This window comes from Photobacterium phosphoreum, assembly GCF_002954725.1.
Classification (GTDB): domain Bacteria; phylum Pseudomonadota; class Gammaproteobacteria; order Enterobacterales; family Vibrionaceae; genus Photobacterium; species Photobacterium phosphoreum.
Genome location: NZ_MSCQ01000001.1, coordinates 412,481 through 438,513, shown reverse-complemented (window position 1 = coordinate 438,513; position 26,033 = coordinate 412,481). Strand labels below are relative to the sequence as shown.

The following is a 26,033-nucleotide window of genomic DNA, read 5'->3' as shown; positions in this document are numbered from 1 at the left end:
CATTTCACTTCACCAACTTCTGTACCCAAGGGCGATGGCTCTCACGTAATAGAATTTCATTGCGTAACCGCACCAAAGTGACAGCAGCAAAGAAACAACCAAAACCAAGTAGCATCACCAGCAATGGCCATAACATAGTGTCAGACATTGATGGCTTACCAAATTTAGAAATTGTTGCACCTTGGTGTAAGGTATTCCACCATTCAACAGAGTAATGAATAATCGGAATATTAATCACGCCGACAATTGATAAAATACCCGCAGCTTTGGCTGCTGTTTTATGATCATCAAATGCGTTATATAATGCAATAACACCAAGGTATAAGAATAATAGAATCAATTCAGAGGTTAAGCGAGCATCCCAAACCCACCAAGCGCCCCACATTGGTTTACCCCAGATAGCGCCAGTGATTAAGGCAATAAAAGTAAACACTGCGCCAATAGGTGCCATTGCAGACGCTGCCATATCTGACATTCGAATCTGCCATACAAGGCCTATAAAAGAAGAAATAGCCATAGTCACATAAATACTCATCGACCAAATTGCCGCAGGTACGTGAATATAGATGATTCTAAAACTATCGCCTTGTTGGTAATCTGCGGGCACAAATAACAGTCCCCAAACCGATCCCACCAAAATGGAAATCAAAGCGATAATAGAAAACCAAGGCAACAACTTACCGCATAATCGGTAGGTGTTTTCTGCTTTAGCGTAGGGATGTAACCACTTCCACATAATGCTCTCAACTTATAATAAATAATAAATACATCACTGAGAGCAAAATAATTACTCCCGCTTTCTTCACTGTTAAACCATTTAAATCAAGGCCAACGTCAAAGAAAAAATTCAGCCGTTAATTAACACTGATCCTTAGTGATGCCGCTACGGCAAACGGCGCTAAGGTCAACGATCCAACTAACATCGCGCCCATAATGGCTAATTGGCCATCATAAGCCATACCTAAACTTGCCGCCTCAATCGCAGAGGTCGCAAATATAAGCACAGGTATATATAAAGGCAGTATGAGCAAGCTCAATAAAACCCCACCTTTTCGTAATCCAACCGTTAACGCCATGCCTATCGCGCCTAAAAAGCTTAATGTTGGCGTGCCGATCAATAACGTTAATAACACTGCGATCCAAGTATGCCAATTTAATGACAATAGAATCGCCAGTAGCGGACTAATTAGAATCAACGGTAATCCGGTTAGCAACCAGTGCGCGATCATTTTGGCAAATGCAGCCACCGATAACGGGGTCGGCATTAACAACATTTGTTCTAATGAGCCATCAAGATAATCATCACGGAACAAACGCTCCATCGATAACAATGCCGCTAATAACGCTGCTACCCAAATAATACCGGGCGCTATACGCGCTAATAAATTTGGCTCAGGTCCAATCCCTAATGGGAACAGCGTAATAACAATAATAAAAAACCATAGCGGATTAAAAATATCCGCTTGTCGACGATAAGCGATTAATAACTCACGACGAATAATTTGAATAAGGGTATTAAGCATTGTTATTATTGCCCTAACTTAATTTTTCGTAACCGATCACTGTCAACAAACATATCTTGGTGAGTGGTCAATAACACCATTCCCCCTCGCTCTGCATGGGATAAAAACAGCGCTTCAAGTACCTTTACACCTTGCTTATCTATCGCGGTTAACGGCTCATCTAGCACCCATAATTTATGATTACTTAACCATAAACGCGCCAATGCAACACGACGCTGCTGACCGGCAGATAACTGTCCAGCGCTAATATCTTCACGCCCAGCTAAACCTACATGTGCTAATGCTTGCCACAACGCATCATCACCACTTACTTTAGGTATTCCTTTGAGATCGGAGCCTTGCTCACAGGTATGCATTGCCTGAAAAAAAGCCAAGTTCTCAAAGGCCGTAAGCTCACGCTTTACGCCGGTTTGATGACCTAAAAATAATAATGATTGATGATAATCTTCACGGGCCGTCGTAATATTTTCATTGCACCACAACACTTCGCCACTATCAGGCAGCCCTAACCCAGCAATAATCCGTAATAAGGTTGTCTTACCCGCCCCATTATGACCTTCAATCTGAACTAACTCACCACTTGAAATCGTGAAGTTTAATTCATCAAATAACACGCGTTCATCACGAACACAGCTCAAATTTGCTACTGACAACATAAAATGCTATATCCTAGGTGCCACAAAATAGCCGCATAGTACCACAATGGCTAACAAATTGGCTAAACTGCTCAGCTTCTTAGTCGTTAACTAACGTAAGTAAATGTGAAATAAATGCAAACCAAACTATTGCCAAATTTGCCACCGTTTATAGAAAAACTTTCGTCAATTGAAAGAATTACCATAACGCCCAATACTTCTCATTCACTCTCACCAACAATCATTGCTAACAATCAATCAAATTTGATCTCTCAGCTGCCGCAATTATTATTATCTATGAATAGCTTGCAACGATTAGTTACAACTTTATTGATCCCGTTAAACTTAGGTACAGCTAAATCGCAACATTCCGCTTCATCGCCACTGCAACAGCTGTTTAATCAATTATTATTGCCTAATAACCAACCCGCATTGATTAACTGGTTGCAACACAATACAGGCCATCAAACATTAGCCACGTTATTGCTGCAGTTATCACAATCATCAAGTCCACTCAATCAATGGCTCAACTTACTTAATTCTGATCAACAACAAGAATTTACCGCATTATTACGCCTAGCCTGTGAACAAAGAGGTCCAGAAAATCACCGTTCACTCGATAATAACAACATCCACTTGCAATGGGTGCAAGACAACGGCCAGACTGTTCAAGTACAAATTAACAACCAGCACCAAAAGAAAACAAATACAGATAAGGATAACAATAACAAATGGACCGTCAAATTGAGTTTACCTATTGGTGCAATAGACAGGATGAATATTATTGCTTGTTGGCATCAGCAACAGTTAAGCACTCACTTTGAATGTGCCAATCGAAAATTACTGCACCATATTGAACGGGTAACGCCCCATTTAATTTCTCGGTTACAACAATTAGGGATTACTAGCACTCCACCACAGTATAAACTAATCACCCACCAGCAAGAAAATAGCCCACCAGCATCAGCGGGACTATCAATAAAGGTGTAATAACAAAAGGGATTAATATGACAAGCAAATCAACCTCAAACGCGCAACAAGCAATTGCGCTACGCTATGATGGTGAGCAAAGCCCTTATATTGCCGCTAAAAGTTACGATAAATTAGCGCAGCACATTATTGAGCAAGTAAAACAACAAGGCGGGTTAATTCATCAAGATCCAGTATTAGCCCAATACCTTAATAGCTTTGAGCTCGGTGATCATATTCCTGAAGAACTGTATCTTATTATTGCCGAATTAATTGCATTTTCATGGTATCTAAACGGCAAAACCCCTCCAGGATGGGAAGGGTTTGAAAAGATTGATATTACTGCATAGATCTAATAGATTGATATCGTTATCCCCACTAACGGCGATAATGTTGCGGCATACTTTTTTGTAAACTCAGTAATAATTCAGCTTCGGCTTTCGGCAAATCGCATTCTTTCATTAATTCGTTAACATCCGCCCCCAGCTCAACCATTTTACTGGCACGACTGTATAACCGCCCCCCAGAATCATTCATCGCTATTTCATTTTGACGAATTTCAACCCGTTCAATCTGCTCAATCAAATCAACTAACTTATCACTCATACCCAAGCTACCAGTACGCAGTTCATTCAATTGTTTAGTTAAGCTTTCATGCTGCAAACGTGAGTTTTTTAAGACGGTTTCAATCGCTGCAAATTTCATTTCTAATGCTTGTCGTGCTCGACGCTCACGACCAATAAGCACTGCGGCAGTGAATGCAATAATGATAGAGATCGCAACAGGTAACCATTGTTGAAGGATAATATCCATTACAAATACGCCATCTCATCCCATTCGTCGTCAGACAAGAGTTTATTTAAATCAACTAAAATCAATAATTGATCATCATGGTTACTGACACCTTGAATAAACTTGCCACTTTCTTCAGTACCAACACACGGGGTGCTATCAATTTCAGAGTTACGCAGATAAACCACTTCAGCCACACTATCGACTAAAATACCGATCACTTGCGTTTCTGCTTCAATGATCACAATCCGTGTGCTATCTGAAATCTCACCATGCTGCAAACCAAAACGGGCACGAGTATCAATAACGGTAACAACATTGCCACGTAAATTAATAATACCAATCACGTAATCAGGCGCACCCGGTACTGGTGCTATGTCTGAATAGCGTAAAACTTCGCGTACCTGCATAACATTAATGCCGTAGGTTTCATTTTCTAATTGAAAGGTAACCCACTGTAATACCTGATCGTTAACGCTATCTTTTTGTATTTCCGTTATATTTACTTGCGACATATTATTTCCTCTTTAATGCCTCAACTCGTGCCACTATTAACATCTAAGCCTTTATTCAACATTTGAATTAATGCATCAACATGGATCAGTGCACACATCTTTTGTTTTACCATTCCCGCCAACCACGGCCGCTTACCTGCTTGTTGTCGCCAGCGAATATCGGTGGTTATCAAGGTTTGAGTACCGTGTAAGGTATCGCACGCTAACCCCCACTGACTGTTACCTAACATCACCATATAACGGTAATTATCACGATAACGATGGTTGGTTAATTTATCTGCCATAACCCAACGTGCAGTATCAACCACATCGACATTCTGTTGAGCTAATGGTGCGAGCCCTAAATACCAGTCGGGACGACCAACAATATGGTTCAGTTCTCCCAGTTGATAAATAGTGCCTATTTCTGTTAATGCCACCGCGAACACCATGCCATTCACTTCAAAAAATAACGCTTGAAATGGGTGTTGCTGTCCGTGATGTTGCCATACGACAAGTTCTGGTTCTGGTTCCGGTTCTGGTTCTGGTTCTGGTTCTGGTTCTGGTTCTGGTTCTGGTTCTGGTTCTGGTTCTGGTTCCGGTTCTGGTTCTGGTTCTGGTTCTGGTTCTGGTTCTGGTTCTGGTTCTGCATCAATAACCGTCACAGTGTGAGAGTCAACGTCAAGTTGTACTGGTACTTGAGCCAATAATTGCTGTAATTGTTGTGACGATGATGGTTCACAAAACGCAGTAGGCTTAATCACTGGCATAGGTTGAGGCTCAGTGTCTAACAACAAATCACCAAAATAATCATCCAATGCTTGTTCGCTGGTTAACGGCTTTTTATTCATTGTGCGCCAACCTTGTTAAATGGCTCAGTAAGGTCTTGTAAGCAAAAACACCACGACAATTATGAGCATACAACGATGGCGGCATATGTTTAATACTGGCATCTCGAAATTTAGTATCAATCGGAATCGCTGATGTCCATACTTGATCAGGATAGCGGGTTTTTAAATCTTGCAGTGTCTGTAATGATGCGCGCGTACGCTTGTCATACATAGTCGGAATAATAGTGACATCAAATTCCGTTGGTTTTGAACGCTGCATAATCTGCAATGTGCGCAACATCCGTTCTAAGCCTTTCATGGCTAAAAACTCTGTTTGTACTGGAATTAATATACGATCACTGGCCGCCAAGGCATTAACCATCATTACCCCTAGAATGGGCGGGCAATCAATAAGTACGTAGTCATAATCAGCCGCAACACTGTGTAAGGCTTTTTTTAACACTAATCCCATACCACTGCGGTTACCCATCGAACGATCTAAGGTCGCTAATGACATATGAGCAGGAATAATATCAATATTGTTAAATGTGGTACTTAGTATTAATTTCCTAACACCGTCACGATCAATTTCTGGCAATTGAAATAAATCAAATAAGCTAGCAGGCACGTAATCTGCATCAAAATTTAAATAGGTTGTTAATGAACCATGGGGATCAGTATCAACCACTAATACCCGTTGGTTTTGTTCACTTAATAATCCTGCTAATGCTATGGTAGTGGTCGTTTTCCCTACTCCACCCTTTTGGTTTGCAATACTCCAAACAACCACCGTTAACTCCTCACGACAAACCCAATTCAATTAAAATACATTCCGCAATACGGTCGAGGGGAAGATCATGACTAGAAATGCCTGCTTTAGCAACCGCTTGTGGCATACCATAGACAACACAGCTCTCTTCATCTTGAGCCCACACGGTAGAACCATTGGCTTTTAACATCCGCGCACCATCACGACCATCAGCGCCCATACCGGTCAGCACTATAGATAGCACTCGATCATTAAACACTTTAGCCGCAGAGCCAAACGTTACATCAACACAAGGTTTATAATTCATCCGTTCGCCACTGTCGATAATACGCAGTCGTGCATTTGGTGCTCGCCCATCAACCATCATCTGCTGCCCACCTGGTGCTAAATAAGCCACACCCGCACGTAGTATATCGCCATCTTGAGCTTCTTTTACTTCAATACGACACAAATTATTTAATCGTACGGCAAATGCAGGAGTAAATGACATTGGCATATGCTGAACTAATAGAATCGGAGAAGGAAAATTAGCGGGCAATTGAGTCAGGATTTGTTGTAAAGCAACAGGCCCACCGGTTGAAGTTCCAATTGCCACCAACTGATATTTTTTACCTGATGCTTTAAAACGTAATGGTATTTTAGGCGTAATTACGGCCCCAGTAACAGCGCGGCTCGTACTTGTAGCACCCGTTGATATTCGTGTGTTCGTTGTCGTCGCCACATTCGGCATCATCGCGACAGTAGCACGAACAGAGGGGGTAGATACTGGTTTTATCGCCGATGATGCACCATTATTTCGCCGTAAATAAAAGCGTTTACCTGCCAGTTCAGCTACCCGTTTTTGCAATAAATCGACCGCTTCATCACGGTTACGGGCAATGTCTTCAAATTTTTTCGGCAAGAAATCTAAAGCGCCAGCATCTAATGCATCTAAGGTCGCTTTTGCGCCCGCTTGCGTTAAAGAAGAAAACATCAAAATAGGTGTTGGGGCAATTTTCATGATTTCACGAACGGCGGTAATACCATCCATCACTGGCATTTCAATATCCATGGTAATGACATCAGGTTGTAACACTTTAACCAGTTCACACGCTTCTTTACCATTTGTGGCATTACCGACAACCGTTAATCGAGGATCAGCATTAATAATTTCACTCATTCGACGACGAAAGAAACTTGAATCGTCAACCACTAACACCTTTATTGCCATTTGTTGTTATTCCTTTACATAAACAATACAGCCGACCTAAACACTCACGAATAATGGATTATTATTGTTAATAATTAACGTCTTACATAATGATTTAACAGATTAGGCACATCTAAAATAAGTGCAATATGCCCATCACTGGTGATCGTCGCTCCTGCCATACCGGGGGTGCCTTTTAGCAATTTATCTAATGGCTTAATCACCACTTCTTCTTGACCAATCAGACTATCAACCACAAATCCAACCCGCTGATGCCCTGTTTGTACAATCACCACGTGACCATAGCTACTATGTGGCTTGTTAACGGGGGCTTTTTTTGACAACCAATCTTGCAGGTAAAATAGCGGAATCGCTTTTTCGCGCACAATAATGGTCAGTTGGCCATCAACAGTGTGAGTTTTTGTTAAATCTAAATGGAATATTTCATTAACACTTGCCAAAGGTAAAGCGAACGGTTGGTGAGCAACACCCACCATTAATGTCGGTAAGATCGCTAACGTTAGCGGCACTTTAATATCAATTCGTGTTCCTTTGCCTAAGGTTGAATCAATAATGATTGAGCCATTGAGTTGGTTAATACTGGTTTTAACCACATCCATACCAACGCCGCGCCCTGAAATATCTGAAATCTCTTTTTTGGTTGAGAATCCTGGCGCAAAAATCAGATTATAAGCATCATTATCACTTAAGCGTGAAGCGGCATCACTATCCATCATGCCGCGATCAATCGCGATTTGACGTAATTTATTGGCATCCATACCACTACCATCATCAGCAATGGTTAAACGAATATGATCCCCTTCTTGTGAAGCTGATAACAGCACTTTACCTATTGGGGATTTACCCGCTTGCTCACGTACAGCAGGCATTTCAATACCATGGTCAACCGAATTACGGACTAAATGTACTAATGGATCGGCAAGCGCTTCGACTAAGTTTTTATCAAGATCGGTATCTTCACCCTCCATTTCAAGCACAATTTCTTTATTCAGACTACGGGCTAAATCACGCACTACGCGAGGAAAACGACCAAATACTTTCTTGATCGGTTGCATGCGGGTTTTCATTACCGCACCTTGAAGATCTGCCGTCACAACATCCAATGTTGATACCGCTTTTGACATTTCTTCATCGGTAGTATTTAAACCTAAACTCACCAACCGATTACGTACTAATACCAACTCACCCACCATATTCATAATGATATCAAGAGTTGAAGTATCAACACGTACGGTAGTTTCGGCTTGAGGCTTGGGCTTGGGTTTCTCTTTTTCTGCTAATAATAGAGGCTTATTCACAGGCTCAACCGCAACCTTGCTTACGGCTACATGCGTCGGTACATGAGGGTTTATCGCTGCAAATGGATCATTAGATGGGGGACTTAATGGCGTCTCAACTGCTGGCGTAATAGTAACCTGAGGTGCACGACCAAGACCATGTAATTCATCTAACAGGTTTTCAAACTCATCATCGGTCATCAGATCATCATTAACAACAGCCAGATTTTCTTTATTCGTTACTGGCGTCATGGCTGTCGCAGTAGAAGTGGCGGTCGAATCCGTTGCAGACGTTGTTATCAATGAATCTACAGCACCAGGGGCATTACCACTGCCATGTAATTCATCTAATAAACGTTCAAATTCATCATCAGTAATGTCATTACTCTCAACACTCATACTGCTACTGCTACTGCTACTGCTACTGCTACTGCTACTGCTACTTACAATAACAGAAGATGGAGGTATCGATAATGAAGACGGTGAGTTACCAATACCATGCAATTCATCTAATAGGCGTTCAAACTCATCTTGAGTAATATCATTAATAGAATCAGCAGCAATCGCACTCGATGAAGATACCGATGAAGGTTCTGCAGCAACCATTGTCATTTCAGCGCTGGCATTGACAGTCGCTTCAACAGCTGAGGGTGGCAAACTATAATGATGTAATTGATCCAACAACGTTTGCTCTGCTCGTTTTAATGGCTGGTGCGCTTGTACTTGAGCAAACATAACATTGATGCAATCTAACGCCTCTAAAATCACATCCATTAGCTCTGATGTGACTTTACGCTTACCGGTCCGTAACAGATCAAATACGTTTTCAGCGCCATGACAAGCATCAACGAGCTCACCTAAAGATAAAAAGCCAGCGCCGCCTTTAACGGTATGGAAACCACGAAATATTGCGTTTAACAATTCACCATCGTCAGGACGCCGTTCAAGTTCAACCAGTTGCTCTGACAATAATTCAAGGATTTCCCCAGCTTCAATCAAAAAGTCTTGTAGGATATCTTCATCTAAATCAAAACTCATAAATTCCCTCTAAAATCCAAGACTTGAAAGCAAATCATCCACATCATCCTGTGATGAAACTGCATCTTTACGTTGCTGAGGATTAATAATCGGCCCTTCGGCAGTGATCGTTGACGGTAATGTTTCGCTACTAAAAAGTGGGGCTTGTTCAATACCAAATGCTTGTAAAATATCAAGCATTCGCTGCTCAACTTCGTGCACTAAGGTGATCACTCGACGTATAACTTGTCCGGTAAGATCTTGAAAATCTTGTGCCATTAAAATATCAGTTAAATGCTCACGTAACAGCGAACTATCTTGATCAACTTGGAGCAATAACGCATTAATATCATGACAAAGCTGTTTAAACTCAGTTAAAGCAATTTGTCCGGCCATTAATCGCTGCCATTGCGGATGAAGGCTAAGCAGTGTTTGTTGTAATTGTTCGGCAATAGGCAAGGTGATCTCAACCGCATCCATGGTGCGATTAGCGGCCGCTTCTGTTTTATCAATCACATAGGATAAACTATCACGCGCATCTGGAATGTCGGTTTTAGCTAAGTCATTCCACCGAGAGTCCTGTCGAAAACTCACCAAGGAGTCATGCAACTGGCGAGTCATTTTCCCTACTTCTTCATACATAGGTGCATGATGTTCTTCAACTAAAGTTTGCACTAACGTATTGGCTTGTTGTTGCTGTCCTTGCTCAAGCAACACCACTAATTGCTGTGCTTGCTCTAATGAAATCATGACGCTATTTCCCTATGCCGAAACACAATAACTACTGTAATCGTTCAAAAATCTTCGCGAGTTTTTCTTTTAATGTCGCGGCATTAAACGGTTTTACAATATAGCCATTAACGCCAGCTTGAGCCGCTTCAATAATCTGCTCACGCTTAGCTTCAGCAGTAATCATTAATACTGGTAAATGTTTTAATTTTTCATCTGCGCGAATATGACGTAACAAATCAATCCCTTGCATACCGGGCATATTCCAATCCGTCACCACAAAATCGAAATCACCGCGCTTTAATAACGGCAATGCGGTAATACCATCATCCGCTTCAACAGTATTATTAAACCCTAAATCACGCAGTAAATTTTTTACGATACGACGCATTGTTGAAAAATCATCAACAATAAGAATTTTCATATTAGTATTCAAAATTGCCTCCACAGCGAAACCTGTGTTGTTGTAAGTTATAAAATAATGGCGGTTACTATGTTTTACATCACGCAGCCCAAGCTTGTAACTTAGCCCGTAATCGCTGCATTGCTTGGCTATGAATCTGGCAAATGCGCGATTCACTCACGCCAATAACAGCCCCTATTTCTTTTAAATTCATTTCTTCGTCGTAATACAACGACAGCACTAATGCTTCTCGTTCAGGCAAGGTTTTAATGGCAGCCGCTAAGTTATGCCGAAAACTGTCCTCAACCACATTTTGAAATGGCACGTTCTGATCAATATTATTGTCATTGACCATCGTTTCTTCGCCACCAGCAAGATCGGCAATACCGACAATACGACCACAATTGACGTCATTTAGTGCCTGATGATATTGCTCTAATGGCATCTCAAGAAACTGTGCGATTTCATTGTCACTTGGATCACGCCCAAGGCGATGCTCAAGCTGTGAAATCGCATCACTAATGCGGCGACTATTTTTATATACTGAGCGTGGCACCCAATCACCACGTCGAATATCATCTAGCATTGCTCCACGAATACGAATACCTGCAAAAGTTTCAAAACTGGCCCCTTTGGTGGGATCATAATTTCGCTGGGCTTCTAACAAACCGATCATCCCTGATTGAATCAGATCTTCGACCAACACATTGGGTGGCAACCGCGCCATTAAATGGTGTGCAATTCGCTTTACCAACGTCGAGTAACGTTCAATAAATGCCTGCGGGCTGGGTTGATAACAGCTATAAGTTAACGTTTTATTCACGACTAAATGCCTCCATGGCTCGCGGTTTATGCACTAATAATCGTTCCACAAAAAACTCTAAATGCCCTCCTGGATGATGAGGAATAGGCCATGTCATCGCTTTTGATGCTAATGAATTCAATGCTAACGCAGCAGGCGTATGTGGAAATGCCTCAACCACCATTTTTTGACGTTTCACCGCTTGGCGAACGTTATCATCAAGAGGGATGCATGCGGCAAGTTCAAGATTAGCATCAAGAAAACGTTCCGTAACTCGGGTTAACTTAATGAATAAATCACGTCCTTCACGATAACTACGAACCATGTTGGCAACAATCTTAAATCGTTGAATATCATACTCACGACTCAAAATTTTCATTAATGCGTACGCATCTGTGATCGAAGTAGGTTCATCACAGACAACAATAACAATGTCTTGAGCTGCACGCGCAAAACTCAGCACCATGTCAGAAATACCCGCGGCGGTATCGACAATCAAAAAATCTAACTCATGTTGTAAACTACCAAATGCTCGAATCAACCCTACATGTTGCGCTGGCGTTAGTTCCGCCATATTTTGCGTACCAGAAGCCGATGGAATAATTTTCACCCCATAAGGACCTTCGATAATAATATCGGCAAGCTCACATAACCCTGCTAATACATGCGACAAATTACGCCCAGCACGTAAACCGAGCATCACATCAACATTTGCTAATCCAAGATCAGCATCAAGCACCATAACGCGCTTGCCTTGACGAGCCATTGAAATGGCCATATTAAGCGCAACGCTGGTTTTACCTACGCCACCTTTTCCGCCCGTAACAGTAATGACTTTTGTCGACGTTAATTGGGTCATTCGACGTAAACCACTCGCTTGATCGTACATGATGTTCTCAGTCATAAAAATCGGCCGCATTGTTATCTGAACTATCACTAGACCAGACATGAGATTGCTGTGAGAGTTCGAGTTCTAACAACTCATTGGCACGCGAAACTAGGTACTTTCCGGTGGCCACTTTCAAGTCTTCAGGCACCCGTTGCCCATCAGCTAAATAAGCAATCGGTAACGCATTTTGAATAGCAACACAGATTATTTCCCCCAAACTTAACGATTCATCAAGTTTGGTCAACACACAACCAGATAACGGAATACGCCGAAAATGCTCAATGGTTTCTTCAAGCACTCGTCGTTGTGATGTCGCTGGCATCACTAAATAACTACGAATTTTAGCGCCACTGTTTTGCATTAAGGTATCTAATTGCTCAGATAAGCGAATATCCCGTTGACCCATACCAGCAGTATCAAGCAACACTAACCGACGATGACGTAACTGATGTAGTATATCGGCCAATTCCTGAGCATCTTTAGCCACTCTTACCGGACACCCCATAATTCGACCATAAGTCGCCAATTGTTCATGGGCACCAATTCGATAATTATCGGTGGTTACCAACGCAATTTGATTAGGACCAAACTCCATTGCTGCCCGCGCTGCCAGTTTGGCAACAGTGGTCGTTTTACCGACACCTGTCGGCCCCAGTAATGCCACAACCCCCCCCGTTTCTAAAATACAGTCATCGGTGGTGAGTAATTGATCCGCTAATAAATCAAGTAAAGCGGGCCATGCTTCATTGGTAGGTAAATCTTCGGGAATGTAACACGCTAATTGATCGGCTAATTGATCAGATAACCCCATTTTTTCAAGCCGCTTGATCATCATCGCTCGCATTGGCTCTTGACGTTCAACTTCCTGCCACATCAGCCCTGATAATTGATGTTCTAATAAGCGTCGAATAGCGATAATCTCAGCGCGCATCGTCTCTAATTCATCGTCTTTTCGAGCGCCTTTAACTTCATAACGGCTCGGATCTAAACGCGGTTTTCGAGCTGTTGACCCATGATCATTGCGACCAACGGCAATTTCACGTTCATAGTGTTTTGATGATGGACGGTTATAATCACCGACATTAAGATCTTGGGAGTGATCATCATAGCGTCGTGTTGGTTTAGATCGTGACGGTGGCTGTTGATGATTAATACCCTGTGATTGGCGATGTTGCTCATGGTTATCACTGTGATAATAATGTTGTCGCGTTTGATCTCGGTTAAGATCACTCGCACGACTTGCTTGAGGTTGCTGCTGGTCTTGATGCTTAGATTGGCGCTGTAATAATGCGGTTAATGAATCAACTGACGCCATATTGTCAGGGGTGTCAGTGGTCGCGGCATAATTTTGTAAAACACTCGCAAACTGCTTTGATATCGATGGTGTGACATTGACTTTATCATCAGCAAGTTTGCGTCTAGCTTGACCTAATCCCTGCTCTAATTCATCACGCACTACATGATGCGTTTTAGCCATTACTGGACTCGCATCGGTATCAACAGCGGCAACAATTTCAACACCGCCAGCAACCTTTTTATTTGACATAATCACTGCATCAGGGCCAAGTTCTTCTTTTACTTCGCTAAGTGCCGTTCTCATATCCTTGGCAAAAAATCGTTTAATCTTCAAACTTAATTCCCTATCAGCAAGCGCTTAAATGAGTATTCACTTTCAACATCATTAATGACCAACCGCATTAACAATTCGAATTTGCTTTTCATCAGGCACTTCTTGATAAGAAAGTACCCTCAGGGTCGGAATGGTATTTTTGACAAATTTTGCCAAGGTAGAACGTAAAACACCGGAGGTTAACAACACCGCAGGTTCACCTTTTAATTCTTGTTGCTGAGTCGCTTCTGTAAGTGATCGTTGCAGACGCTCGGCTAATCCCGGTTCAATACCTGATGACTCCCCACCCGCAGAGTGCATCGTCTGATGCAATATCTGTTCCAATTCAGGCACTAAGGTTATAACCGGCAATTCTGCTTCTATTCCATTGATTTCTTGACAGATTAATCGTTTTAAACCAATACGTGCCGCGGCCGTTAGAATGTCAGGATCTTGACTCTTACTGGAGTACTCAGACAAGGTTTGGACAATGGTTCGAATATCCCGTAATGGAATTGCTTCGTTAAGTAAGTTCTGCATTACTTTCACCACCACCCCTAGTGGCAGTTGATCAGGCACAAAGCCATCAACCAATTTCGGCGTCGATTGACCCAACATTTCAAGTAAGTTTTGTACTTCTTCATGGCCTAATAATTGCGCGGCATGGTTGGTTAATAATTGGCTTAAATGGGTCGCTAACACAGTGGCAGAATCAACCACGGTGTAACCTAATGCTTGTGCGTGTTCACGCTGTGATACTTGAATCCATACCGCTTCTAAACCAAATGCAGGATCAAGCGTTCTTTCGCCATCAATATTGCCAAACACTTGGCCGGGGTTAATCGCTAGATCCATATTTGGGTGAATATTGGCTTCGCCACAGGTCACGCCCATTAAACTAATACGATAACTGTTGGGTGGTAACTCCAAATTGTCACGAATATGTACTGGCGGTACGAGGAAACCAAAATCTTGCGAAAGCTTTTTACGCACCCCTTTAACGCGTTCTAACAATTCACCACCTTGGTCTTTATCAACCATCGAAATCAATCGGTAGCCGACTTCAAGCCCAATCGTATCGACAGGCTGAACATCATCCCATGACAACTCTTTCATCGGTTGAATCGGCGCTAAATCATGAGACTGGGGTTCTTTTTCAACTAATGCCGCGATTTTGTCTTTCTTATAACGCCAATAAGCCGCACCACCAATAATGGCGGCTAACAATAAAAACGGCACATGAGGCATGCCAGGAACAATACCCATGACAAATAAAATAGCCCCAGTAATGATTAATGCCTGCGGATTATTAAACATCTGGAAATACATTTGCTGGCCCATATCCTCGTCAGTATTTTGACGAGTTACCAGCATTGCGGCACCAATTGACAATAATAACGAGGGTATCTGCGCCACCAGTCCATCACCAATGGTAAGCAGGCTATATATTTCAATTGCTTCAACAAAACCTAAGCCGTGTTGCGTCATGCCAATGATCAAGCCACCAATAATATTGATAAATAAGATCAGAATACCGGCGATCGCATCCCCTTTAACAAACTTAGAAGCACCGTCCATTGAACCATAAAAATCCGCTTCTTTAGTGACTTCAAAACGGCGAGTACGGGCTTGCTCTTGATCAATTAATCCCGCATTTAAGTCCGCATCAATCGCCATTTGTTTACCGGGTAAAGCATCAAGGGTAAAGCGAGCACTAACTTCTGAAATACGCCCCGCACCTTTAGTTACAACCATAAAGTTGATGATCATCAGAATAAGAAACACCACCAAACCGACCGCATAGTTACCACCAATCACCACCGATCCAAAAGCATCAATCACCTGTCCTGCCGCATCAGGGCCTTCATGACCATGCAGTAACACCACACGCGTTGAGGCCACGTTAAGGGCTAAACGTAATAAGGTTGCAATAAGCAATACAGTAGGAAAGGCAGCAAAATCAAGGGGACGGCGAGTGTAAACAGTGACTAACAGCACCACTAACGACAGCGCAATATTAAAAGTAAAGGTCATATCCAATAATAATGGCGGTATTGGCAGAATAATCATCGCCAAAGTAGCCAACACCATCACCGGTGCACCTATTGCGGGCATATTTTTTAAACGTGCTAACGGTAAACGCGCAGCAACAGGAATTGCAAGCTTCATTGTTTTGTCATCAAAAATTATTGGCATGAAGACGAGGGTTACAAACTAATGTTGATCCATAATCCTTCACAGATACATTAACTTAAAGCAATTATCATGCCGCATAATTATGCCATTATTTTGACAGCAAAATTATGCATTTACAATTTAATACCGCTTTTATTAATGACGTAATTCTTGTGGTATCTCTGTTGCTGCCGAAGATAATATTGGTTTTTGTCCTTTACCACGTCGATAAGCTTTTAATTGAAAAACATAAGCTAACACTTGTGCCACTGCGACAAACAATCCATCAGGCACTTGCTGCTCTAAGTCGGTGGTATAGTAAATTGCACGGGCTAATGGTGCGGCTGGAACAATATCAATATTGTGTTTATTGGCGATTTCACGAATTTTAAGGGCTAAGTGGTCGCCACCTTTGGCAATCACAATCGGTGCCGCATCAAGTTTAGGATCATAACGTAATGCCACTGAATAGTGCTCAGGGTTAGTGATCACCACATCGGCTTGTGGTACATCCGCCATCATTCGTCGTTGTGCCATTTCACGCTGCAACATACGGATACGACCTTTTACTTCAGGCTTACCTTCAGAATCTTTATATTCATCTTTGATTTCTTGCTTGGTCATTTTTAATTGATCGCTAAAATGCCAAATCTGATAAGGCACATCAATCGCTACCACGACTAATAATGAGCAACAAATTAATAAAACAAAATTAAGCAGAATATCCAATGCATGAAAATAATTAGCCGGAAAGGTTTCAATACTGAGTTGAAAAAAATCATCCAAGCTCGAATAAATCAAATACCCCGCCACACTCGCCACTAATCCGACTTTAAGCACTGATTTAATCAGTTCGACCCAACTTTGACTACCAAACATCCGTTTAAGGCCACTGATTGGATTCATTTTAGATAATTTCGGCATTGCCGCTTCAGAAGAAAAACGTATCCCTCCTAACCCTGCCGCACCAATTAATGCCGCAGTAAATAAAAATACCAATACCAGCACTAACGGTAAAAACACTTGCCATACCGCATTCGTCACTACCGTTAATAGCAACTGTACATCAAACACTTCTTCTCGGCTTAAACTGAACATCCGCGTCATCACTTTGCCTAACGCAATACTCAATCCTTCACCAAACCACATTAAACCCACAGCACCGGAAACCAATACTGCCACGGAGGCTAATTCTCTTGAGCGCGGTACTTGACCTTTTTCCCGCGCCTGCTCGCGTTTTCGCGCGGTGGCGTCTTCGGTACGTTCTTGACCGTCAGCATCCGACATAATGGTTCGTCCATGGTGAAGTTAGAAAAATAAATAACGAAATAAATCGCTATTAAATCAGAAGCTAATGGATTATCAGACTTAACAATTAAGCCTTGCTAAACGACAAATTTGATCTAATCCTGTCTGCCAAATCGTTTCATACTGTGGCACGATCCCTAGCACAATAAACCAACTGATCGCTAAACCAAGTAACAACGCAAATGAAAACCCTAACGAGAAAATATTTAACTGCGGTGCAGCACGAGTCATGACCCCAAACGAGAGGTTAACGGTTAATAATGCAATCACGCCAGCCAACGCCATATCAACCCCAGCTTTAAAGATATGTCCAAACCACCCTGCTAATTGATAATAATCTGCCGCCACTAACATACTGCTGCCTACGGGCAAGGTGGTAAAACTCAGTACCACCACATTTAGCATCGTCAAATGACCATCGGTTGCCAAAAACAGTAATATGGCTAAAAACATATAAAACTGCCCCAGCACTGGCGTGTTTTGACCATTAGCGGGATCGACCATCGAGGCAAAACCTAAACTCGACTGCATACCGAGGATTTGTCCTAATAACACAAAAGTCTGCGTAATAAACTGAGTCACTAACCCCATCGCGACCCCAATCATGATTTGTTGAGTCGTGACAATAAATCCCGCCACAGAGAGTAATTCAATCTCGGTCGGCACTTTAGGTAACATTGGCATCACCGTAAAAGTGATCGCTAAGGCGAGATATAACCGAATTTTTGGCGACACAAAACGCGCCCCAAAAAAGGTCATTGCCATCATCATTGAAGAAATACGCGTGAACGGCCAAAAGTAATTGGCTATCCATTCTAATAACACGCTGGAGGTATAGTGCATAAACCGTGGCTACTTATGAAACGAATATTACGCGGTGATAACGGTACGATTCATCACGCTAATACAACAATTGTGGAATTTGATCGACAATTCGAAAAAAATAATCCATCAACATTCGCGTCATCATATGGCCGAAAAACATCAAAGCTAATAAGGTCACAATTAAACGCGGTAAAAAACTCAATGTTTGTTCGTTAATCGAGGTTGCAGCTTGGAACACTGCCACCACTAAGCCAATTAATAAGCCCGGAATAACAATCGCGCACACCATGATCAATACCATGTATAACGCTTCTTGAAAAATATCGACAAACGCTTCTGGGGTCATAGCTTGTGTATCCTCACCGTATAAGCCACAGGTTTACAACGTACCAAAACTGGCAGCCAGCGTAGACAGAATTAAATTCCAACCATCCACTAAGACAAACAACATTAACTTAAACGGTAATGACACAATCATCGGTGATAGCATCATCATACCCATCGCCATCAATACTGATGCCACCACTAAATCAATAATTAGAAACGGTAAAAACAACATAAAGCCGATCTGAAACGCCGTTTTAAGCTCAGAGGTAATAAACGCTGGCACTAATACTGTTAGCGGTACTGCTTGTGGATCGGTCGCGGTTGATCCCGACATATTGACAAACGTTTCCAGATCTTTCACTCGCGTTTGCTTGAGCATAAATTGCCGCATTGGCTCTTCGGCTTTGGCTAATGCTTGCTGAGCACTGATTTGCTCGTTGATATAAGGCTGCACTGCATCGGTATTAATTTTATCGATAACAGGCGACATTACAAAGAAAGTCAAAAACATCGCGATCCCAATAATGACCTGATTTGAGGGCGTTTGTTGTAATCCCATTGCTTGGCGCAAAATCGACATCACCACCACAATACGGGTAAATGATGTCATTAAAATCACCACTGCAGGCAAAAAGCCAAGGGCGGTCATGAGGGCTAATATTTGCAATGTGATGGAGTAATCTTCGCTGCCATCAGGGTTCATGGTAACCGACAACGCTGGAATACCACCACCGCTACGCGCACCCGCAGTTAAATGTGAGGCGTTACTTTCCGCGGTCATTGCCGTTTGCGTAACACTCTCAGTTGCCCATACGGGTATTGACACACCCAAGCTACCAATAAATAGCAACAGCAACGCCATTTTCAAACAAGGTGAAAGGTTATTTTTTATCATTGGTGGTTATCAATCGGCTCAGCTGAGAAGCAAAATCTTTAGCTGGCACATCTTCCATGATTAAAGGTTGTTCAAGCTTACTCAGCAACGAAATATTATGCTGAGTAATACCGACTAATAATTGTTCATCACCCACTTGAATCAGCGCAATACGCTCCCGCTGTCCAAGTGTTAACTGCTTAACAATAGTGAGTCGCTGATCATTACTGTGAACACCGACAAGACGCATTTTTTTTAGCAGCCATGCCAAAAATAAAATAATCACAATCACTAATACTAGTGACGCTAACGTCGTGGCTAAATTAAGATCGGGCGCTTGCCCTAATGTAATTGGCTGATCCATTGCTGACTCTTAACGTAATTTTTTAATGCGTTCAGTTTGGCTAATTACATCGGTTAAACGAATACCGAATTTATCATTGACCACCACCACTTCACCGTGAGCGATCAAAGTGCCATTAACCATTACATCTAATGATTCACCCGCAATACGATCAAGTTCCACCACCGAACCTTGGTTAAGTTGCAGTAAATTACGAATACTGATTTGCGTGCGGCCAACTTCCATTGAAATCGTCACTGGAATATCCATGATGGTATCAAGTTTACGCCGTTCATCATCAGAGATTGGCGTTGTATCATCCGTTAACTCTTCCAGTGGCGCTGGCTGAACATCATCTTGTTGCTCGGCAAGCGCAGCAGCCCAATCATCGGCCATTTGTTGATCATTTTGAGACATTGTTATTCCTGCTAATGGTTGCGTTTATAAGTATCATCGTCACTATTCATCTCTAACAACGTAGAACTTAATAGATCACGATCTAAAAAAGCCAAATCCGTTTTCACCATGTCTGGACGTTTTAATTTCTCGGTAATTTTAAGCGCGACATTATCGCCACTGCGCCCCATTTTGGCGCGATAACTCGGTAAGTCTTCAACAAAAATCGTGGCAGATTCTGGCATTGTGATCGGAATAACATCACCGGCTTGTAATTCCATTAAGTCGCGTAATGAAATATCAATATCCAATAATTTTGCCCGCAGATTTACCGGCACATCCATGATTTCATCTCGCAAAGCATGGCTCCAACGAACATCAGTATCCATCTTGTCGCTTTGCACACCCGCATCAAGTAATTCACGAATAGGTTCGACCATTGAATACGGCATCACCACATGAAAATCACCACCGCCACCATCGATCTCAATGTGAAATGAACTCACCACGATCACTTCTGTCGGGCTAACAATATTGGCCATGGTTGGGTTAACTTCAGAGTCGATATATTCAAACTCAACCGACATCACCGGCGACCATGCTTCACGGTAATCTTCAAATACCAATTTAAGTAACATCTGTACAATGCGGCGTTCAGTCGGGGTAAATTCACGCCCTTCAATTTTGGCGTGAAAACGGCCATCACCACCAAAGAAATTCTCTACCAAAATAAACACTAATCGTGCTTCCATGGTGATCAATGCGGTACCTTTTAACGGTCTAAAACGCACCATATTTAAACTGGTTGGCACATAAAGTGTATTTTGATATTCACCAAACTTGATCATTTGGACGCCATTGATCGACACTTCCGCAGTTTTACGCAACATATTAAATAAACTGATCCGCATATGACGCGCAAACCGCTCATTGATCAATTCAAGGGTCGGCATCCGTCCACGAACAATGCGATCTTGCGAGGAGAAATCAAAGGCGGTAATCCCTGATCCTTGCTCGTCATCATTATTATCATCCGGCTCATCGACCCCATGTAATAACGCATCAATTTCATCTTGGGTTAATAAATCACTCACAGCGCACCTATTGCATCACAAAGCCAGTAAATAACACCCGTTCAACCACAGGCATGCTTGTCATCTTATTCATTGTTGCTTGTACTGTTGTCAATGCTTGTTGGCGTAGTTGTTCTCGGCCTTGTGGCTGACGTAATTGTTCAACCGTGGTGACTGCAAATGTTTGCAACAACACACTTTCAACAAGAGGTATATGCTGCTTGGCTAAGGCTTCATTTTGTTCACCACGAACCATTAACTGCACTTTTATTTGCACCACTCGATCGCGCTCTTTACCACTGACATTAAAAATAAAAGGTTCGGGTAACACGATGTAGTACGCTGACATTTTCAATGGCGCTGGAGTTAACTCTGACGATGACGCCGCAGTCGTTTGAGATGCTATTGATGCTGATGAATAAAACCAAGCACCTCCTGCTATCATGGCAACAACCACGATACTTATAAGACTAATCACCGCTATTTTTTTATTCTTTCCGCCAACCATTATTCGTCCTTGCTTGCTGTTTTATTGTTTTATTGTTTTATTGTTTTATTGTTTTATTGTTTTATTTGTTCAGTGTTAACCATTAATTCAACCAGAAACACTACGCGTAATAATCTACTTGGTCTTTATTTTCAGTAACGAACACTGCGGTTGATACATCAAGTTGATCACTCTCGGTCATTGATTGCCCTTCAGCCGTCGTTGCTACTGTTGATGATTGCTGACCAGATTGTGACTGCGCAGAACTATTATTTTGATGACCTGCAAATTGCTGGCTACTTTCTTGTTGAACTGAACTTTGGGCTAACTGCAATCCTTGCTGTTGCAACATTTCACGTAAACGTGGCATCGCTTGTTCAACGATGTCGCGTGTCTGATGGTTATTCACCGTAAATTGCACCGATGCTTGATCTTGATTAATACTCAATTTAATTTGAATTTTTCCAAGTTCAGGCGGATCTAACCGAATATCAACGTATTTAAGATTCTTCGCCATCATCATATTAATCCGCTCATGGACTTGCTCTCCCGCCTGCTCACGGGTCAGTAATAATGGTGATTGTGCGTTATTCATAACGGCTGATTGCTCAGGTTTAAGTGCATTCGGTGATGTTGGGCTTAACCCTGCAAGTTGTTGAGCTAAGGAATCACCATTAACATTGGCATTCATATTATGATGAAGGCGACTCTCATCCGCAGGTAAAGCGCCATTCGCCAACAAAGAAACACCATCAGCAGCTGACATATTCAACAACATTTCTGATGTTGGCGTTACTGCTGTCGATGAGAGGGCGGTAGTGGTAACAGATAGTGGCGAATTATTGACACTAACATCACTCTCTTCGCCAGCGTTTTGTCCATGACTGTCATCAGCCAACATTGCCGCCTGTGATGCCAATACGGCACTATTCGTTACTGCTGTCGCTGGTGTCATTGCAGCTGACGTTGTTGAGGCAACCGTTGTTAACGTTGAAGTTGCTGGTTGAGAAGAAGTTGGTACACCATCAATCAAAACGGTATCTGTTAGGGGTATTGCAGAAGGTGGCAAGCTATTGCCGCTACTGTTAACCGCATTAGCATCTGAGGTAACGTCAAATTTAAGCTGCTGATTAGATTGGGTTAACTGCTGTAGAAATACATTCCCGGCCGCCATTAACTCAGTCGCATCATCAACTATCGTGATGCTATCAGCGCTGACTAACGATTCATCGGTTGCATTAACGGCTATCGAATCACTCACTGATATGTCAGTGCTAGTGCTAATATCACTCATGCCACTATTGGCAGTGCTAATATCGGTCATACCACGATGAGAAGTATTAATCTCGCTATCAGTACCTATCATCTCTGCATTGATAGCAGAATCATCAATAGCTTGCTGATATTGCTGTGAAAAATCATTATCACTCAAACTAACGGTTTCAGACTCCCCCCCAGATGTAGCAGCTGAGGTGGGTTTTGCTGTTTGCGCTAATGACACATTAAATAGATTCATAGTAACTCTTTTAATACGTGCCGCTACAAACGACAGATAAATGAATAACTGTTTGAAATAAAGCGTCAAAAAACCGTTTCATTCAACCTTGATGTTCTACGTTAATGCAAAAAGCAAACCAGTTTTTTACTTCTACCGTTGTTGACGGCGCGCAAATTGTAACGTTACAAATTCATCCATCATTTTTTGTTCTTGTTTATTCAAAAAAAGCTGCCGTTCACGCTGTTTTTTTTCCAATAACCATTCAATGCCACGTTTTTTTTGCTGCATCGCTTGCCAATGCTGACGACATTGCTCAATTTGATTAGCAAAATAGCCACCAGCCTGTTTTTGCTTCTCTAGCGTGGTATCAAGTTGGGTTAAGAATTTCTGTAAATGGCTGTATTGACTGGCACTTAACCCTTGCTGCCCTCGTTCAGAAAGCTGGCGACAATAATCTAATCGATACTGCTCAATTTGAGCTAATTGCTGCAAATAGTTTTGTTGTTCATGTTGGGCTTGAGTAAGGGCAAGGCTGGCTTGATGTTCTTGTTGTTGCGCCTGTTCTATCAGTAATTCAAATGTTCTCAATGGCATATTATTAATAACCTTGTCGCTTTAATTACGCATCGTCGAATATCATTAGCCGCCCAATGTAGAACGCAGCATATTGATACACATTTCATACGGCACCGCTTGTTTCATTTCTTGCTGTAAATAATGATCTAACTTTGGTTTAAAATTAAAGGCTTGATCAATAGTGGCATCAGTGCCGGGCTTATAAGCGCCAATAGCGACTAAATCTTGATTTTTACGGCAAATAGATAAAATCTGCCGCACCGCTTTTGACATCAGCATATGTTCATCACTGACAATGGCTGGCATGACACGGCTCACTGAACGTTCAACATCAATCGCAGGATAATGACCTGCATCCGCCATTTCACGCGATAACACAATATGACCGTCAAGAATCGCTCGTGAGGCATCAGCAATCGGATCTTGCAGATCATCGCCTTCACTTAATACGGTAAAAAAAGCCGTAATCGAACCTTGGTTTTCATTACCATTACCAGCGCGTTCCACCAGTGCGGGTAACTTGGCAAATACTGATGGCGGATAACCTTTAGTTGCGGGCGGCTCACCAACAGAAAGGGCAATTTCACGCTGTGCCTGAGCAAAACGGGTCAGCGAGTCCATCAGCAATAAGACATCAAACCCTTGATCGCGAAAATACTCCGCAATCGTAAGAGAAGTTTGGCAACCTTTTAAACGCATTAACGGCGAAGCATCGGCAGGGGCTGCAATCACTACCGCGCGCTCACGGCCTTCTTTACCTAAAATCTCATCAATAAATTCTTTTACTTCTCGGCCACGCTCACCAATTAAACCCACCACTACAATTTGGGCGCTAGTGCCGCGGGTCATCATGCCTAATGTGACCGATTTACCCACACCAGAACCAGCAAATAAACCTATTCGTTGACCTTTACCAACAGTGAGTAACCCATTAATCGCTTTAATACCGACATCTAATGGTTCTTTAATGGGTTTACGTGATAAGGGATTAATAGGAGCTGAAGTAAATGCCGCTCGCTGTTCGGTAATAATTGGCCCCAACCCATCTAATGGATTACCAATGCCATCAATAACACGCCCTAATAATTCAGGACCAACAGGAATACCGCTATTATGTAAAATTGGGGTTACTTTAGCGCCCGGCATCACCCCTGATAATTGCTCACTCGGCATTAAAAATAAAGTTTCACCCGCAAAGCCAACCACTTCAGCTTCTAGTTCGCCATTCAGGGTTTCAACTTTGCACACGCTGCCAACAGGAGCGCGGCAACCAATGGCTTCAAGGGTTAATCCAACGACACGATCTAAACGTCCAGAGGCAACAGGTTTACAGGCGGTATTCGCAGTTTGGTAGCGACCTAAACGCTCAGCAAGGGTCATTGGGTTGACTCTTGTAAATTGCTGTTAAGCGCATTAAAAGTAGTTAATGAATGCTGAATACGATCGTCAATTAAATAATCAACACTGGAACTACCGCACTCCAACTGTAAATCACCCCGTTGTAAACTTGGCTCACTCAGTAATGTCCATTGACGCTGCTGTAAATCAGTTTCATCAAAACTCGCATGGACTAACGCAATATCGTCTGGGTGGAGGTACATTTTGATCGCGCGATCGGCAATCGGTAGCGTGGCCACTACTTCACGTAAGGTATTGAGCAATACTTGGGGATTGGTTTTTACTTCAACTCGAATTAACGCTTTGGTTAACCCATTCACCAATAACAATAATTGTTGTTCAACTTCACTATCGACTTTAGCAATCGGATCAGCAAATTTATCCATCACCGCCACTAACATCGCGACGTGGTGATCAATTTGTGCTTGGGCTTGTTCCAATCCTTGCTGTAATCCTTGCGCAAGCCCTTCATCATGCCCTGCGGTAATACCTTCAGCATGGCCCGTGGTAAAACCTTCGCTATGCCCAGCTTGGCGTCCTTGCTCAACCCCTTCGTCATAAGCAGATTGCTGCATCGCTTCTAATTCTGCGGCCGTTAATGGTGCAGGTATGGGTTCAAGCTCATGTTCTGGCTCGGGTTGTTGCTGTTCAAGATGGTATTGATGATCATAATTAAACGCATTTTCAGACGCTAAAATATCCCCTTCATTGCTGTAATCAGGGTATGCCCAGCGTTCAAGCTCTTGTGCTTGATGTTCTGATACTCGCATAAAGCCACGCCGACGTTCATTGCTCATCATCGACA

General features: G+C 42.4%; 29 protein-coding genes. 2 read left to right on the top strand and 27 right to left on the bottom strand.

All coding sequences use genetic code 11. From position 1 onward, the window contains the following. Window positions 1-4 precede the first annotated feature (4 nt). The 3 genes from BTO21_RS01905 to ccmA form a co-directional block, all read right to left on the bottom strand. Window positions 5-736, bottom strand: coding sequence for a heme ABC transporter permease (locus BTO21_RS01905; protein ID WP_045027020.1), 732 nt, complete (start codon window positions 734-736; stop codon window positions 5-7). 118 nt (window positions 737-854) lie between these two features. Next, window positions 855-1,523 carry a heme exporter protein CcmB gene (ccmB, locus tag BTO21_RS01900; protein WP_045027019.1) on the bottom strand — a complete coding sequence of 223 codons (669 nt, stop codon included), beginning with the start codon at window positions 1,521-1,523 and terminating at the stop codon, window positions 855-857. A gap of 5 nt (window positions 1,524-1,528) precedes the next feature. Further along, window positions 1,529-2,179, bottom strand: a complete 651-nt coding sequence (gene ccmA, locus BTO21_RS01895; protein ID WP_045027017.1) for a cytochrome c biogenesis heme-transporting ATPase CcmA — start codon at window positions 2,177-2,179, stop codon at window positions 1,529-1,531. A gap of 114 nt (window positions 2,180-2,293) precedes the next feature. Here ccmA and BTO21_RS01890 point away from each other — a divergent pair, with 114 nt between their 5' ends. Both BTO21_RS01890 and BTO21_RS01885 read left to right on the top strand, forming a co-directional pair. Continuing rightward, window positions 2,294-3,148, top strand: coding sequence for a hypothetical protein (locus BTO21_RS01890; RefSeq protein WP_045027016.1), 855 nt, complete (start codon window positions 2,294-2,296; stop codon window positions 3,146-3,148). Between the two features lie 17 nt (window positions 3,149-3,165). Further along, window positions 3,166-3,477 (top strand): EscU/YscU/HrcU family type III secretion system export apparatus switch protein, encoded by a 312-nt coding sequence (locus BTO21_RS01885; RefSeq protein WP_045027015.1) that lies wholly within the window; start codon window positions 3,166-3,168, stop codon window positions 3,475-3,477. A 28-nt stretch (window positions 3,478-3,505) separates the two neighbouring features. Here BTO21_RS01885 and BTO21_RS01880 read toward each other — a convergent pair whose 3' ends face one another. The 24 genes from BTO21_RS01880 to fliH form a co-directional block, all read right to left on the bottom strand. Then, window positions 3,506-3,940 (bottom strand): DUF2802 domain-containing protein, encoded by a 435-nt coding sequence (locus tag BTO21_RS01880; protein ID WP_045027014.1) that lies wholly within the window; start codon window positions 3,938-3,940, stop codon window positions 3,506-3,508. Then, window positions 3,940-4,434, bottom strand: a complete 495-nt coding sequence (locus BTO21_RS01875; protein WP_045027013.1) for a chemotaxis protein CheW — start codon at window positions 4,432-4,434, stop codon at window positions 3,940-3,942. The genes BTO21_RS01880 and BTO21_RS01875 overlap by 1 nt, the downstream gene beginning before the upstream one ends. Window positions 4,435-4,454: 20 nt before the next feature. Continuing rightward, window positions 4,455-5,264, bottom strand: a complete 810-nt coding sequence (locus BTO21_RS01870) for a chemotaxis protein CheW (RefSeq protein WP_105026672.1) — start codon at window positions 5,262-5,264, stop codon at window positions 4,455-4,457. Beyond that, window positions 5,257-6,033 (bottom strand): ParA family protein, encoded by a 777-nt coding sequence (locus tag BTO21_RS01865; protein WP_065192980.1) that lies wholly within the window; start codon window positions 6,031-6,033, stop codon window positions 5,257-5,259. Before BTO21_RS01865 ends, BTO21_RS01870 begins: the two co-directional genes overlap by 8 nt. A 10-nt stretch (window positions 6,034-6,043) precedes the next feature. Continuing rightward, window positions 6,044-7,222: a protein-glutamate methylesterase/protein-glutamine glutaminase gene (locus BTO21_RS01860; RefSeq protein ID WP_045027010.1), complete on the bottom strand. Its 1,179-nt coding sequence runs from the start codon at window positions 7,220-7,222 to the stop codon at window positions 6,044-6,046. 74 nt (window positions 7,223-7,296) lie between these two features. Beyond that, window positions 7,297-9,537 carry a chemotaxis protein CheA gene (locus BTO21_RS01855; protein ID WP_045027008.1) on the bottom strand — a complete coding sequence of 747 codons (2,241 nt, stop codon included), beginning with the start codon at window positions 9,535-9,537 and terminating at the stop codon, window positions 7,297-7,299. 9 nt (window positions 9,538-9,546) lie between these two features. Further along, the gene (locus tag BTO21_RS01850) at window positions 9,547-10,266 is read right to left on the bottom strand and encodes a protein phosphatase CheZ (protein WP_045027007.1); all 720 of its coding nucleotides are present in this window, start codon (window positions 10,264-10,266) and stop codon (window positions 9,547-9,549) included. Between the two features lie 31 nt (window positions 10,267-10,297). Further along, on the bottom strand, window positions 10,298-10,669 hold the full coding sequence (gene cheY / locus BTO21_RS01845; protein ID WP_045027006.1) for a chemotaxis response regulator CheY: 372 nt from the start codon (window positions 10,667-10,669) through the stop codon (window positions 10,298-10,300). A gap of 79 nt (window positions 10,670-10,748) precedes the next feature. Continuing rightward, entirely contained in the window at window positions 10,749-11,471 is a 723-nt protein-coding gene (locus BTO21_RS01840) for an RNA polymerase sigma factor FliA (RefSeq protein ID WP_045027005.1), read from the bottom strand. Then, window positions 11,464-12,354, bottom strand: a complete 891-nt coding sequence (locus BTO21_RS01835) for a MinD/ParA family protein (RefSeq protein WP_045027002.1) — start codon at window positions 12,352-12,354, stop codon at window positions 11,464-11,466. Before BTO21_RS01835 ends, BTO21_RS01840 begins: the two co-directional genes overlap by 8 nt. Beyond that, window positions 12,347-13,969, bottom strand: coding sequence for a flagellar biosynthesis GTPase FlhF (gene flhF / locus BTO21_RS01830; protein WP_065194997.1), 1,623 nt, complete (start codon window positions 13,967-13,969; stop codon window positions 12,347-12,349). Before flhF ends, BTO21_RS01835 begins: the two co-directional genes overlap by 8 nt. A 51-nt stretch (window positions 13,970-14,020) precedes the next feature. Then, on the bottom strand, window positions 14,021-16,117 hold the full coding sequence (gene flhA, locus BTO21_RS01825; protein ID WP_045027145.1) for a flagellar biosynthesis protein FlhA: 2,097 nt from the start codon (window positions 16,115-16,117) through the stop codon (window positions 14,021-14,023). Window positions 16,118-16,279: 162 nt separating this feature from the next. Then, on the bottom strand, window positions 16,280-17,410 hold the full coding sequence (flhB, locus tag BTO21_RS01820) for a flagellar biosynthesis protein FlhB (RefSeq protein WP_045027001.1): 1,131 nt from the start codon (window positions 17,408-17,410) through the stop codon (window positions 16,280-16,282). Window positions 17,411-17,491: 81 nt separating this feature from the next. Then, on the bottom strand, window positions 17,492-18,274 hold the full coding sequence (gene fliR, locus BTO21_RS01815) for a flagellar biosynthetic protein FliR (RefSeq protein WP_045027000.1): 783 nt from the start codon (window positions 18,272-18,274) through the stop codon (window positions 17,492-17,494). A 58-nt stretch (window positions 18,275-18,332) separates the two neighbouring features. Next, window positions 18,333-18,602: a flagellar biosynthesis protein FliQ gene (gene fliQ / locus BTO21_RS01810; protein ID WP_045026998.1), complete on the bottom strand. Its 270-nt coding sequence runs from the start codon at window positions 18,600-18,602 to the stop codon at window positions 18,333-18,335. A gap of 33 nt (window positions 18,603-18,635) precedes the next feature. Beyond that, window positions 18,636-19,445, bottom strand: a complete 810-nt coding sequence (gene fliP / locus BTO21_RS01805; RefSeq protein ID WP_232572817.1) for a flagellar type III secretion system pore protein FliP — start codon at window positions 19,443-19,445, stop codon at window positions 18,636-18,638. A gap of 19 nt (window positions 19,446-19,464) precedes the next feature. Beyond that, window positions 19,465-19,821, bottom strand: coding sequence for a flagellar biosynthetic protein FliO (gene fliO, locus BTO21_RS01800; RefSeq protein WP_045026997.1), 357 nt, complete (start codon window positions 19,819-19,821; stop codon window positions 19,465-19,467). Window positions 19,822-19,830: 9 nt separating this feature from the next. Beyond that, window positions 19,831-20,217 carry a flagellar motor switch protein FliN gene (gene fliN / locus BTO21_RS01795; RefSeq protein WP_045026995.1) on the bottom strand — a complete coding sequence of 129 codons (387 nt, stop codon included), beginning with the start codon at window positions 20,215-20,217 and terminating at the stop codon, window positions 19,831-19,833. An 11-nt stretch (window positions 20,218-20,228) separates the two neighbouring features. Next, window positions 20,229-21,290: a flagellar motor switch protein FliM gene (gene fliM / locus BTO21_RS01790; RefSeq protein ID WP_045026993.1), complete on the bottom strand. Its 1,062-nt coding sequence runs from the start codon at window positions 21,288-21,290 to the stop codon at window positions 20,229-20,231. 7 nt (window positions 21,291-21,297) lie between these two features. Then, entirely contained in the window at window positions 21,298-21,777 is a 480-nt protein-coding gene (fliL, locus tag BTO21_RS01785) for a flagellar basal body-associated protein FliL (protein WP_045026992.1), read from the bottom strand. A gap of 100 nt (window positions 21,778-21,877) precedes the next feature. Beyond that, a complete protein-coding gene (locus BTO21_RS01780) occupies window positions 21,878-23,272 on the bottom strand; it encodes a flagellar hook-length control protein FliK (protein WP_052672588.1) in 1,395 nt (464 codons plus the stop codon). 132 nt (window positions 23,273-23,404) lie between these two features. Continuing rightward, a complete protein-coding gene (gene fliJ, locus BTO21_RS01775) occupies window positions 23,405-23,848 on the bottom strand; it encodes a flagellar export protein FliJ (RefSeq protein ID WP_045026990.1) in 444 nt (147 codons plus the stop codon). A 45-nt stretch (window positions 23,849-23,893) separates the two neighbouring features. Beyond that, the gene (fliI, locus tag BTO21_RS01770) at window positions 23,894-25,210 is read right to left on the bottom strand and encodes a flagellar protein export ATPase FliI (protein ID WP_045026989.1); all 1,317 of its coding nucleotides are present in this window, start codon (window positions 25,208-25,210) and stop codon (window positions 23,894-23,896) included. After that, window positions 25,207-26,028: a flagellar assembly protein FliH gene (gene fliH, locus BTO21_RS01765; RefSeq protein WP_239997974.1), complete on the bottom strand. Its 822-nt coding sequence runs from the start codon at window positions 26,026-26,028 to the stop codon at window positions 25,207-25,209. The genes fliI and fliH overlap by 4 nt, the downstream gene beginning before the upstream one ends. Between the last annotated feature and the right edge of the window lie 5 nt (window positions 26,029-26,033).